Origin of the sequence: Rathayibacter sp. AY1A2 (genome assembly GCF_002930935.1) — a bacterium.
Classification (GTDB): Bacteria; Actinomycetota; Actinomycetes; order Actinomycetales; family Microbacteriaceae; genus Rathayibacter.
In genome coordinates this window covers 58,803-70,646 of the sequence record NZ_PSTP01000012.1, presented here as the reverse complement: position 1 = coordinate 70,646, position 11,844 = coordinate 58,803, and the positions used below count along the sequence as shown (strand labels likewise).

Genomic DNA, 11,844 nt, shown 5'->3' with positions numbered 1-11,844 from the left:
TGCGATCACCGATCGCCCAGCCCCCGGACCAGCCGCTCCCCTCGAGGCGAACGGTCGATCCGCGTGCGAGCGGATCGGCCTAGCCGGTCGCGACACGCTCTGCGCGTCGCAACCGTGCTTGAAGCCGACCGCGGTGCGCCGCTCCGCGGCGCACAATCGGACTCAGCCCTGCGCGCGCCGGCCGCCGCGGCGGGCGCCGCCGCCGGCGGACTCGCGGGCGGGAGCGGCCGAGGCCGCTCCGCCGGTCGCGGTGCTGTAGAACGAGCGCGATCCGCCCGAGGTCGAGGGGGCACCGGCGGCCGAGCGGCTGCGGCCTCCGCGGGCGCCGCCGCGGGCGGGTCCCTCGGCGGCGGTGCGGTCGCGGCGGGGGCGGTCGCCTCCGCCGGTCGCGGCACCCGTCGAGCGTCCGCCGCGGGGTGCGGCGGTGCCCTCGGTGCGGGCCGCGCGCTTGCGCTGCGCGTTGGCGCCCTGCGAGCGTCCGCCCTGCGACTGGCCGCGGACGGGCTCGACGACGGCGCTGGGGGTGACGTACGGAGCGACGTCGCCGACGAGCTTCGCGACGGCGGCCGAGTCGGCCGTCACCTGCTGGGGCGCGACCTGGATCGCGGCCTTGCGGAGGAGGGTCTTCACGTCGCTGCGCTGCGTGGGCAGGACGACGGTGACGACGTCTCCCTCGCTGCCGGCGCGGGCGGTGCGGCCCGAGCGGTGCAGGTACGCCTTGTGCTCCATCGGCGGGTCGACGTGGATGACGAGCTCGACGTCGTCGACGTGCACACCGCGGGCGGCCACGTCGGTGGCGACGAGGACCTTGACGGTGCCGGCGCCGAACGCGGCGAGGTTCCGGTCGCGGGCGACCTGCGAGAGGTTGCCGTGCAGGTCGACCGCGGGGATGCCCTGGCCGGTGAGCTGCTTGGCGAGCTTCTTCGCATGGTGCTTGGTGCGCATGAAGAGGATGCGGCGGCCGGTGCCGGACGCGAGCGTCTTCACGAGAGCGTTCTTGGCGTCGAGGCCGTCGACCTCGAACACGTGGTGGGTCATCAGCGCGACCGGCGAGTTGGCCTCGTCGACCGAGTGGAGCACCTCGTTCTGGAGGTACTTCTTGACCAGCTTGTCCACGCCGTTGTCGAGCGTCGCGGAGAACAGCAGGCGCTGCCCGCCGCGGGGGGTCTTGTCGAGGATGCGCGTGACGACCGGCAGGAAGCCGAGGTCGGCCATGTGGTCGGCCTCGTCGAGGACGGTGATCTCGACGGCGTCGAGGTTCACGAAGCCCTGCTTCATCAGGTCCTCGAGGCGGCCCGGGCAGGCCACGACGATGTCGACGCCCTGCTTGAGCGCGGCGACCTGGCGCTGCTGCGAGACGCCTCCGAAGATCGTGGTGGTGACGATGCCGTACGCGTCGGCGAGGGGCTGCATCGCGGCGGTGATCTGCGTGGCGAGCTCGCGGGTCGGCGCGAGGACGAGTCCGAGCGGGCGGCCGGGGCGGCGGCGTCCGCCGGCGAGCGAGCCGCCGAGTCGGGCGATCATCGGGATGGAGAAGGCGAGGGTCTTGCCGGAGCCGGTCTTGCCGCGGCCGAGGACGTCGCGTCCGCCGAGGGTGTCGGGCAGCGTGTCGACCTGGATCGGGAAGGGCTCGGTGATGCCGCTCGCTGTGAGCGCGGCCACGAGGGGGGCCGGCACGCCGAGGGCGCTGAAGGAGAGGGGGGTGTTCGACATGGAGTGGTGCCTTTCGGGGGCATCATGCCGATCGAGGACGCGCGGGCGGTGGCCGGGGCGCGGGTGATCGGCGTTCGGGCGAAGGTGACGGTGGTCACATCCGTTCGCCGTACGATTCGGTGCGCGCGGCCGGGGGCCTCATGCACGTGCGCCAGATGGTCGGGACGGATCCTCGACGGTCAGAGTCCTAGGGGACAAGGGGCGTTCTACGACGCGGGGGAGCGCAGTCGCTGCGCTCGCACCGTCCCACTCTAGTGGATGCCGATCCATCCGCGCATCGCGGCCTGCACGCGGGAGCCGTCGCGGTCGCTCAGCTTGGTCCCGACGAAGTCGCCCGCCCAGTCCGAGGTCTGCACGCGGAAGGCCGGCTCCGGGTCGCGCAGGGTCTTCAGGATGACGGCGGCGACGTCGGACGGGTCCTGCGCGTGGGTCGAGGAGAAGGACGACGCGGCGCGGTCGAGGTAGGCGCCGAGCGCCGGCGAGTAGGGGCCGGCTTGCGCGAGCATCGCCGCCGCGTCGATGCCGACGTTCTCGACGAAGCTGCTGCGGACCGCTCCCGGCTCGATCAGCGACACGTGGACGCCGACGGAGGCGGCGACCGGGGCGAGCGCCTCGAAGAACCCCTCGACCGCGAACTTCGCCGCGCAGTAGTCCTCGTTGAACGGCTGCCCGATCGCGCCGCCGACGCTCGAGACGGTGACGATGCGACCGCGGGACGAGCGCAGCATCGGCATCGCGGCGCGGGTGACCGCGACGGTGCCGAAGAAGTTGACCTCCATCACGCGGCGCAGCTCCTCCGGATCCTCCAGCTCGAGGGTGCCGAGGTGGCCGGCTCCGGCGTTGTTCACGAGGGCGTCGAGACCGCCGAGCTCCTCCTCCACGGCGCGGAGGCAGCCGGCGACGGAGTCCGCGTCGGTCACGTCGAGCGCCCGCAGGTCGAGCTCGACGCGTGCCTCGGCGGCGGCGGCGCGCAGGCCCTCCGCCCGCTCCGGATCCCGCACGGTGGCGACCACCCGCCAGCCCGCGCGCGCGGCCTCGATCGCTGTGGCGCGGCCGATGCCGGTGGAGGTTCCGGTGACGAGGAGGACGGGACGGGGCATGCGGCTTTCCTGCTTTCCGGCGCACGACGCCGCCGCCCGGAGGCTATCGGCCGCCCCTCCGAAAACGTCCAGGGTCGGTGTCAGCCCCGGTAGCGCTCGCCGACCGGCACCTCGACCGGCAGCCGGTTGCCCGCCTGGGCGAGCGGGCAGGCCCAGGCCGGGTCGTAGGCGCAGGAGGGGTTGTAGGCGAAGTTGAAGTCGAGGACCAGCGTCCCCGGGGCGGAGCCCGGACCGAGGTCGGCGCCCTTCACGGTGTCCAGGAGGTAGCGGCCACCGCCGTAGGTGCCGCCGGGTGTCCCCGCGAGGGCGTCCTTGACCGGCAGGAACAGGCCTCCGCCGTAGGACGCGAGGCGCCAGACGTCGAGGCTGCCGGCGTCCGGCACCTCGACCGTGCCGATCAGCTCGAAGGGGACGGTGCCGTCGGTGCCGGTCTCCACGTCCATCCGCCGCGCCTCCTCGGCGGGGGCCACCTCGAGCTCGAAGCGCCAGGCTGCGTCGTAGGGCGCGATCGGCAGCGAGCGGAAGTGCGCGCGGTCGGCCGGAAGGAGGGGGGTGGAGGGGTGCTGCGCGAAGAGCGCGTTGCGCCCGCGGATCCAGGACGCGTGCGCGGCGAGCAGGTCCACGTTCGAGAGCCGGCGCACCTCCGCGTAGAGGGCCTGGACATGGCGGCGCCAGTCCGACACCTCGACCGCAGTCGTGAGGCGGCGGCGGGGCGAGACGCCGTCGTCGTCCTGCTCCTCCTCGTCGGCGGAGGGCCACTGGAGGCGCAGGAGCTCCGAGCGCGACAGCTCGGTCTCCTCCTCGGCGACACCGTCGGGGCTCATGCGGCGGACTCCCCGCGCGGGCGGGTGTCGGCACCGACATCGTGGCGCCAGGACGGGGCGAGGGAGCGGATGCGGATGCCGCGCCACTGCCAGAACGCCCACATCGACGGCCAGAGCGCGGCCGAGGCGAGGCCCGCCGAGAACTCGAGGCGGTCGCGGAAGAGCGTGCGCCCGTCGGGGAGCGGGGCGACGGCCATGCGGTGGTCCCACGCGGTGATCAGTCGGAGGGAGCCGGTGAGGGGCCCGCCGCTGTCGCGCAGGATCCGCACGTCGGGCATCGAGGGGACGCGGCGGTAGGAGAGGTCGATCTCCTGCGCGCCCATCGGCACGATCCCGAGGGCGTCCATCGCGACCTCGTGGGAGCCGAGCCCCCAGGTCGGGCGGAAGCCGCCCTCGTCCAGCGACGCGGCGGTCAGGAGCGGGGACATCACCTCCCGGAACACGGCCGGACTCTGCAGGGCGCGCCAGGCGGAGTCGGCGTCGGTGTCGAGCACGTGCTTGAGCATCACCTTCACGAGGGACATCCTCCTCCGCCCGCCCCGGCGCGGGAACCGGGTGCGCGCGGAGCCCCGGACGTGTATGCGCCTCCGGTGCTCGCTACCGTGTCAGGGTGACCGCTCCCGCCGCCTCCGTCGACCAGTCGACCTACCAGATCCGCTTCGAGTGGGGGGCCCGCGCCCTCCGCGTGCTCGCCCCCGCCCACGTCACGGTGCTCGTCGACGCTCTGCCCGGAGGCGAGAGCCCCGACCTCGGGGGAGTGGAGGGCCGCGTCGTCCGCGCGGGCCTGGCCGACCGCTCGGCCGTCGCCCGCTGGATCCTGGAGCGCCAGCACGAGAACGGCGGGCGCACCAGCGTCAACGTGATCGCCCTCGGCGACATCGATGACAGCGGAGCGGCGCGGTTCGCGATGGAGGACCAGCTGGCGGCCGGCGCCGTCGTCGACGCGCTCATCGGGCTGGGCATCGACCACGTCTCGCCCGAGGCCGCGGTGGCCTGCGCGTCCTACGAGGGCCTGCGCCGGGCGTGCGCGCATCTGCTCACCGCGTCCGAGTCCGGCCGCCTGCTCGCCGCCGAGGGGCGGGCGGACGAGGTCCGGGCCGCTGCCCGGGTCGACACCGTCGACGAGGTGGCGGTCCTCCGCTGACCCGCCGCTCCGGCGGGCGCGGCCTCCGAGCGGTGCAGGGCGTCCGCGGAGCGCACAAGCCCCTGCGGATCCGAGCCGCCGCCTCGACCACTCGCCCGCCCCCGGCGTAGCGTTCGGCGGAGGCGGTCCCTCCGTCCCCGCCCCGACCGAAAGCTGGCCCGCATGAAAGCCGTCCTCAACGACGTCGTCCTCGCCGACGCCCCCGACTCCGACCTGATCTCGATCGAGGGCAACTGGTACTTCCCGCCGTCGAGCATCGCCGAGGGCGTGCTCGTCGAGAGCCCTACGCCCTACACCTGCCCGTGGAAGGGCGAGTGCCAGTACTTCTCGGTGCAGACCGGCGACGGCCTGCAGAAGGACAAGGCCTGGTCGTACCCGCACCCCTACCCGACGGCGTTCGACCGCGTCGGCAAGGACTTCTCGGGCTACGTCGCCTTCGACCGCTCGGTCCGCGTCTCCGACTGACCCGTCCCGCCGCGGTGCCGCTCCCGGTGCCGCGGCGGTGCGTCAGCCGCGCGGGGCGGCGGCGCGCGCCCGGTACGCCCGGACCTTCGACCGGTTCCCGCATCGCTGCATCGAGCACCAGCGGCGCGACCCGGCTCGGGACGTGTCGAGGTAGAGCATCCGGCACTCCGGATCCGCGCAGCGCCTCAGCCGTCCGGCCACGGCCGGGCCCAGCAGCCCCACGGCCTCCCGGGCGATGGACGCGAGCGCCTGCCTGCCCGCCGCGTGGAGCCGTCCTGCCTGCCGCGATCCGCCGCTCAGCACCGGCGGGATATCGGGCATCGCCGCGACCAGGTTGACCACGTCGACGTCGCGCGGGTCGGGCGCGGTGCCCGCCTCGGCCGCGACGGCCAGCCGGGCGATCGCGCCTCGGAGCATCAGCGCGTCGTCGAGGCGCGCGTCCCGGCTCTCGGGGACGACCGCCTCGAAGCGCTCGGCGAGCCAGGCGGCCAGGGCGGCATCGGAGTCGAGGTGCTCGGCCGCTCCCGGAGGCAGTGCTCCGGTCGTGGCGAAGTCGAGTGCGAGGCTTCCGGAGTCGAACAACCAGCGCCGGCCGTCGGCCTCGGGGAGCCACTGCCCGGTGACCGGCGTGCGGCCGCCGTGAGAGGCCTCGTCCGGGGTCACGGCGCCGGGACCGGTCGGCGCCGCCACTGGATCGCGTTCGCGGGCTCGAACCGGCGCGCGCAGCGGCCGCAGGCCAGGGGCCGGGTGGGCCGGCGATGGCGGTAGAAGAGGTGTCCGCCCGGGCAGGTGCCGACCCACGGCGCGAGCTCGTCCGCGGTCGGGTTGCTGTGGGTGCGCGATCCCGTGTAGCCGAGCCGTGCCGCGATCCGCCGCCACGGCGGTCCGTGCCCGGCGTCGGGCCCGGCGAGCGCGTGCGCGACCTCGTGCAGGAGGGTCTGCCGGACCTCCTCGTCGCTCCAGCGGGCGGCGAGGTGGCGCGAGACCGTGATCCGGCGGCGCGTCCAGTGGCAGGCGCCGCCGCGGGTGCGCGCGTGGTCGAGCGCGAAGGACCAGGAGGGGTCGAGGTGCTCCTCGATCAGCGCGTCGGCCCAGCGGGCCACGTCCTCGAGGTCGGCCACCGGTGGCGCTGCCTAGGACTCGTCGCCGTCGGCGCGGCGGCGGCCGCGGGCGGTGCCGTCGGTGCGGGCTTCGCGGTCGGTCCCGTCCTGGAACTCGGAGGCGGCGGCGTAGCCCAGGCGCGCGACCTCGAGCTCCTCCTCGGGGACCCCGACGCGTTCGCCGAGGGCGGTCGCGGCGTCGAAGTCGCGCATCGCCCGGCCGTACTCGCCCAGCTCGAAGAAGGTGAGGCCGCGGTGCTTGAGCGCGAAGGAGTGCTCGAGGTGCCACTCGTGCGTGCGGGCCTCCTCGACGCAGAGCGCGAGCTCCGAGAGGGCCTCGTCGGTGCGGCCCCGCAGCTGCATGAGGCGGGCGCGGCGGACGCGGGCGGTGAGCAGCTCGGCGCGGTCGCCGGAGAAGCGGGTGCGGCGGACGGCCTCGTTCGCGAGGTCCCACGCCTCGTCGACGCGCCCGAGCAGGCGCAGCAGCTCCGCCTTCTCGGTGAGCGCGGCGAGGCTGCGCAGCGCGCCGATCTCCTCCAGGCGCTCCTGGGCGGCGTCGACGTCGATCTCCTCGTGGAGGGTCGCGGGGTCGTGGCGGATGATGATGCTCAGGGCGATGCTTCCTCGTGGAGTGCGGATCCGGATCGTCGCGCGCGGCGGACGAGAGGACGGTCGGGGTCGCTGACCCCGGCGTCGAGTGTACCGGCGGGTCCCCGGACGGCGCCCCGACGCGCGGCCCGGGTCAGCCCCGTCGCACCTGGAAGATGCTCCGCGCCGGCAGCGGCGACGGGGTGGCGGTCTCGTCCGTGACGACGAGGGCGCCGGCGATGAAGTTCTCGAGCTCCCGCCCCTGCACCAGCTTGGAGGGCGCGGGGTCGGAGGCGAGGCGCCGCGGCAGGCCGTCGAGCGGCAGCGGATCGGCCGAGGCGAGCATCACCACGTTCCCGAAGCGCTTGGCCTTGAGCATCTGGGTGTCGGTCATGATCGCGGTGTGCGCGAAGACGGAGGCGAGCGTCGCGGCCTGGGCGCGGGCGAAGGCGAGCGCGCCGCCGTCTGCCACGTTCACCGCGACCAGGCCGCCGGGGGCGAGCAGCGGCGCGATCGCCCCGTAGAACTCGGCGCTGGTCACATGCGCGGGAGTGCGCGCGCCCGAGAAGATGTCGACGACGACCACGTCGACCGTGCCGCGCAGCCCGGGCGGCAGCTTGCCGAGCACCTCGCGGGCGTCGCCCTGGCGGATGCGGATCTGCGCCCCGCGGGGAAGCGGGAGCGCCTCGCGCACCAGCTCGACCAGAGCGCCCTCGATCTCGACGACCTGCTGGCGCGAGCCCGGCCGGGTCGCGGCGACGTAGCGGGGGAGGGTCAGCGCTCCGGCGCCCAGGTGGAGCGCCGTGACGCTCTCGCCCTCAGGGGCGACGAGGTCGATCGCGTGGCCGATCCGGCGGACGTACTCGAACGAGAGGTGCGTCGGATCCGCGAGGTCGACGTGCGACTGCGGAGTGCCGTCGACGACCAGGGTCGCCGCCTCGGGCGAGTGGCGGTCGGGCTCGATCCGCGCGGTGTACCCGCTGGCGAGCACGGCGCGGGGGTGCTCGGAGTCGTCTCCGCGTCGGCGGCCGGTGCGTTCCTGCATCCGACCAGTCTGCCGCGGCGGCGGGACGGCGGGGCTCCGCGCCCGGCCCGGTCGGATCGATCCGGGAGGCCGCGGCCTCGTATACCGGACCCCGCGGGGCGGCGCAAGCATCCGCACTTGCGCGGCGTGGCGCGATGCGGCTATATTCGTACTTTGCGCTCCCGAGTACCCATGCCCTCATATCGCGGTCGGCAGGTCACCGGAACCCGGCATCAGATGGTGGATGCCGTTGCCACACTCTAGCCCCGCCCCCAAGACCGAGTCGCCTCGGTCCGCACGGCGTGCGGGCAGGGGTGGCGGCCCGTCCGGCGGGAGCCCACTCCACACATCCCACAGATTGAGACCCGCGAGGGTCTACGGAGGTTCCTTCCTTGGCTGCTGCGTCCACCGCGACCACCACCTCACCCAAGAACGGACGCGGAGCTTCGCGTCTCTCGTTCGCCAAGATCAGCGACACCCTGACCGTTCCGGATCTGCTCGCGCTGCAGACCGAGAGCTTCGACTGGCTCGTCGGCTCGGAGGCGTGGAAGACCCGCGTCGCCGAGGCGAAGGCCGCCGGCCGGGAGGACCTCCCCGCCAACTCCGGCCTCGACGAGATCTTCGAGGAGATCTCCCCGATCGAGGACCTCAGCGAGACGATGCAGCTGAGCTTCACGAACCCGTACCTCGAGCCCGAGAAGTACACGATCGAGGAGTGCAAGGAGCGCGGCAAGACCTACGCCGCTCCGCTGTACGTCGAGGCCGAGTTCATGAACCACCTCACGGGTGAGATAAAGACCCAGACGGTCTTCATGGGCGACTTCCCGCTGATGACCGAGAAGGGCACGTTCATCATCAACGGCACCGAGCGTGTCGTCGTGTCCCAGCTCGTGCGCAGCCCCGGCGTCTACTTCGAGCGCCAGCAGGAGAAGACGTCCGACAAGGACATCTACTCCGCCCGCGTCATCCCGAGCCGCGGCGCCTGGCTCGAGTTCGAGATCGACAAGCGCGACCAGGTCGGCGTGCGCATCGACCGCAAGCGCAAGCAGTCGGTCACCGTGTTCCTCAAGGCCCTCGGCCTGACGAGCGAGGAGATCCTCGAGCAGTTCGCCGGCTACGAGTCGATCGAGCTGACCCTCGAGAAGGACAACATCCTCACCAAGGAGGACGCCCTCCGCGACATCTACCGCAAGCTCCGTCCGGGCGAGCAGGTCGCCGCCGAGGCCGCCCGCGCGCTGCTGGACAACTTCTACTTCAACTCCAAGCGCTACGACCTCGCGAAGGTCGGCCGCTACAAGATCAACCGCAAGCTCGGCATCGACAAGGCGCTGTCCGACTCGGTGCTCACGGTCGAGGACATCATCGCGACCATCAAGTACCTGGTCGCCCTGCACGACGGCCGCACCGCCCTCCCCGGCGTGCGCGACGGCGAGCCGGTCGAGCTGCGTCTCGACGTCGACGACATCGACCACTTCGGCAACCGCCGCATCCGCGCGGTCGGCGAGCTGATCCAGAACCAGGTCCGCACCGGACTGTCCCGCATGGAGCGCGTCGTCCGCGAGCGCATGACCACGCAGGACATCGAGGCGATCACCCCGCAGACCCTGATCAACGTGCGCCCCGTCGTCGCCGCGATCAAGGAGTTCTTCGGGACCAGCCAGCTGTCGCAGTTCATGGACCAGAACAACCCGCTCGCGGGTCTGACCCACAAGCGCCGCCTGTCGGCGCTCGGCCCCGGCGGACTCTCCCGTGAGCGCGCCGGCGTCGAGGTCCGCGACGTCCACCCCTCGCACTACGGCCGCATGTGCCCGATCGAGACCCCGGAAGGCCCGAACATCGGCCTGATCGGGTCGCTCGCGTCCTTCGCGCGCATCAACTCGTTCGGCTTCATCGAGACCCCGTACCGCAAGGTCGTCGACGGCACCGTCACCTCGCAGATCGACTACCTCACCGCGTCCGAGGAGGACGAGTACCTGGTCGCCCAGGCGAACGCCCCCCTCACGAAGGACTTCCGCTTCGCGGAGGGCAAGGTCCTGGTCCGCCCCAAGGGCGGAGAGGTCGAGCTCGTCGACGCCGAGCGCGTCCACTACATGGACGTCTCGCCGCGCCAGATGGTCTCGGTCGCGACCTCGCTGATCCCGTTCCTCGAGCACGACGACGCGAACCGCGCGCTCATGGGCGCGAACATGCAGCGTCAGGCCGTCCCGCTGCTGCGCAGCGAGTCGCCCGTCGTCGGAACCGGCATGGAGGGCTTCGCGGCCATCGACGCCGGCGACGTCATCACCGCCGACAAGGCCGGTGTCGTCCAGGAGGTCTCCGCCGACTCCGTCACCGTCCAGCTGGACGAGGGCGGCACGCAGACCTACTTCCTCCGCAAGTTCGACCGCTCCAACCAGGGCACCTCGTACAACAACCGCGTGGTCGTCTCGGCCGGCGAGCGCATCGAGGTCGGCGAGGTCGTCGCCGACGGCCCCGCCACCGAGAACGGCGAGCTCGCGCTGGGCAAGAACCTGCTCGTCGCGTTCATGCCGTGGGAGGGCCACAACTTCGAGGACGCGATCATCCTCAGCCAGAACCTGGTGAAGGACGACGTCCTCTCCTCGATCCACATCGAGGAGTACGAGGTCGACGCCCGCGACACCAAGCTCGGCAAGGAGGAGATCACCCGCGACCTCCCCAACGTCAGCCCGGAGCTCCTGGCCGACCTGGACGAGCGCGGCATCATCCGCATCGGCGCCGAGGTCCGCCCCGGCGACATCCTCGTCGGCAAGGTCACGCCCAAGGGCGAGACCGAGCTCTCGGCCGAGGAGCGCCTGCTCCGCGCGATCTTCAACGAGAAGAGCCGCGAGGTCCGCGACACGTCGCTGAAGGTGCCCCACGGCGAGCAGGGCACGATCATCGGCGTCAAGGTGTTCGACGCGCAGGACGGCGACGACGAGCTCGGCTCGGGCGTCAACCAGCGCGTGGTCGTCTACATCGCCCAGAAGCGCAAGATCACCGAGGGCGACAAGCTCGCCGGCCGCCACGGCAACAAGGGCGTCATCTCGAAGATCCTGCCGGTCGAGGACATGCCGTTCCTCGCCGACGGCACCCCGGTCGACATCGTCCTCAACCCGCTCGGCGTCCCCGGCCGCATGAACTTCGGCCAGGTCCTCGAGATCCACCTAGGGTGGATCGCGAAGCAGGGCTGGAAGGTCGAGGGTCAGCCGGAGTGGGCCGCGCGCCTGCCCGAGCACGCCCGCGAGGCGGCGCCCGGCACCAAGGTCGCGACCCCCGTCTTCGACGGCGCGGCTGAGGAGGAGCTCGCAGGGCTCCTCGACTCCACCACCCCGACGCGCGACGGAGAGCGCCTGATCGGCTCGTCCGGCAAGACGCAGCTGTTCGACGGCCGCTCCGGGGAGCCCTTCCCGGACCCGGTCTCGGTCGGCTACATGTACATCCTGAAGCTGCACCACCTCGTCGACGACAAGATCCACGCGCGCTCGACGGGCCCGTACTCGATGATCACCCAGCAGCCGCTCGGTGGTAAGGCGCAGTTCGGCGGACAGCGCTTCGGCGAGATGGAGGTGTGGGCCCTCGAGGCCTACGGCGCCGCCTACGCCCTCCAGGAGCTCCTCACCATCAAGTCGGACGACATCCTCGGCCGCGTGAAGGTGTACGAGGCCATCGTCAAGGGCGAGAACATCCAGGAGCCCGGCATCCCGGAGTCCTTCAAGGTCCTCATCAAGGAGATGCAGTCCCTGTGCCTGAACGTCGAGGTCCTCTCGGCCGACGGCACCGCGGTCAGCCTGCGCGACACCGATGACGAGGTCTACCGCGCCGCGGAAGAGCTCGGCATCAACATCTCCTCCCGGTTCGAGTCGTCCTCCGTCGACGACATCTGATC

11 protein-coding genes are annotated in these 11,844 nt (G+C 72.5%); 3 read left to right on the top strand and 8 right to left on the bottom strand.

From position 1 onward, the window contains the following. Positions 1-162: 162 nt before the first annotated feature. From C5B93_RS11345 to C5B93_RS11330, 4 genes are all read right to left on the bottom strand, one after another. Positions 163-1,713 (bottom strand): DEAD/DEAH box helicase, encoded by a 1,551-nt coding sequence (locus C5B93_RS11345; RefSeq protein ID WP_104225114.1) that lies wholly within the window; start codon positions 1,711-1,713, stop codon positions 163-165. Positions 1,714-1,964: 251 nt separating this feature from the next. Then, positions 1,965-2,813 (bottom strand): SDR family oxidoreductase, encoded by an 849-nt coding sequence (locus C5B93_RS11340; RefSeq protein WP_104233932.1) that lies wholly within the window; start codon positions 2,811-2,813, stop codon positions 1,965-1,967. Between the two features lie 80 nt (positions 2,814-2,893). Then, positions 2,894-3,637, bottom strand: a complete 744-nt coding sequence (locus C5B93_RS11335) for a DUF1684 domain-containing protein (protein ID WP_104260906.1) — start codon at positions 3,635-3,637, stop codon at positions 2,894-2,896. Beyond that, positions 3,634-4,161, bottom strand: a complete 528-nt coding sequence (locus C5B93_RS11330) for a hypothetical protein (protein WP_104238079.1) — start codon at positions 4,159-4,161, stop codon at positions 3,634-3,636. Before C5B93_RS11330 ends, C5B93_RS11335 begins: the two co-directional genes overlap by 4 nt. Before the next feature lie 86 nt (positions 4,162-4,247). Here C5B93_RS11330 and C5B93_RS11325 point away from each other — a divergent pair, with 86 nt between their 5' ends. Further along, on the top strand, positions 4,248-4,781 hold the full coding sequence (locus C5B93_RS11325; RefSeq protein ID WP_104292493.1) for a 2-phosphosulfolactate phosphatase: 534 nt from the start codon (positions 4,248-4,250) through the stop codon (positions 4,779-4,781). Positions 4,782-4,943: 162 nt separating this feature from the next. Continuing rightward, entirely contained in the window at positions 4,944-5,246 is a 303-nt protein-coding gene (locus C5B93_RS11320; RefSeq protein ID WP_104224584.1) for a DUF427 domain-containing protein, read from the top strand. Positions 5,247-5,288: 42 nt separating this feature from the next. Here the strand turns inward: C5B93_RS11320 and C5B93_RS11315 are convergent, their stop codons facing one another. The 4 genes from C5B93_RS11315 to C5B93_RS11300 all read right to left on the bottom strand — a co-directional run bounded on the left by C5B93_RS11315 (position 5,289) and on the right by C5B93_RS11300 (position 7,979). Continuing rightward, positions 5,289-5,936 (bottom strand): CGNR zinc finger domain-containing protein, encoded by a 648-nt coding sequence (locus tag C5B93_RS11315; protein WP_258068205.1) that lies wholly within the window; start codon positions 5,934-5,936, stop codon positions 5,289-5,291. Further along, the gene (locus C5B93_RS11310; RefSeq protein WP_104233929.1) at positions 5,906-6,367 is read right to left on the bottom strand and encodes a SprT-like domain-containing protein; all 462 of its coding nucleotides are present in this window, start codon (positions 6,365-6,367) and stop codon (positions 5,906-5,908) included. Before C5B93_RS11310 ends, C5B93_RS11315 begins: the two co-directional genes overlap by 31 nt. Positions 6,368-6,379: 12 nt before the next feature. Continuing rightward, complete coding sequence (locus tag C5B93_RS17280) at positions 6,380-6,709, bottom strand: hypothetical protein (RefSeq protein ID WP_181027192.1); 330 nt, start codon at positions 6,707-6,709, stop codon at positions 6,380-6,382. Positions 6,710-7,088: 379 nt separating this feature from the next. Next, positions 7,089-7,979: a spermidine synthase gene (locus tag C5B93_RS11300; protein WP_104226766.1), complete on the bottom strand. Its 891-nt coding sequence runs from the start codon at positions 7,977-7,979 to the stop codon at positions 7,089-7,091. A 371-nt stretch (positions 7,980-8,350) separates the two neighbouring features. Between C5B93_RS11300 and rpoB the strand changes: the two genes are divergently transcribed. Beyond that, entirely contained in the window at positions 8,351-11,842 is a 3,492-nt protein-coding gene (rpoB, locus tag C5B93_RS11295) for a DNA-directed RNA polymerase subunit beta (protein ID WP_104224581.1), read from the top strand. The last annotated feature ends 2 nt before the right edge of the window (positions 11,843-11,844 follow it).

What these genes read in the sequence shown, in the direction of transcription:
- C5B93_RS17280 (WP_181027192.1), bottom strand. Translation starts at nt 6,709, where the DNA reads ATGCAGCTGCGGGGCCGCACCGACGAGGCCCTCTCGGAGCTCGCGCTC.
- C5B93_RS11335 (WP_104260906.1), bottom strand. Translation starts at nt 3,637, where the DNA reads ATGAGCCCCGACGGTGTCGCCGAGGAGGAGACCGAGCTGTCGCGCTCG.
- C5B93_RS11345 (WP_104225114.1), bottom strand. Translation starts at nt 1,713, where the DNA reads ATGTCGAACACCCCCCTCTCCTTCAGCGCCCTCGGCGTGCCGGCCCCC.
- C5B93_RS11340 (WP_104233932.1), bottom strand. Translation starts at nt 2,813, where the DNA reads ATGCCCCGTCCCGTCCTCCTCGTCACCGGAACCTCCACCGGCATCGGC.
- C5B93_RS11330 (WP_104238079.1), bottom strand. Translation starts at nt 4,161, where the DNA reads ATGTCCCTCGTGAAGGTGATGCTCAAGCACGTGCTCGACACCGACGCC.
- C5B93_RS11320 (WP_104224584.1), top strand. Translation starts at nt 4,944, where the DNA reads ATGAAAGCCGTCCTCAACGACGTCGTCCTCGCCGACGCCCCCGACTCC.
- C5B93_RS11300 (WP_104226766.1), bottom strand. Translation starts at nt 7,979, where the DNA reads ATGCAGGAACGCACCGGCCGCCGACGCGGAGACGACTCCGAGCACCCC.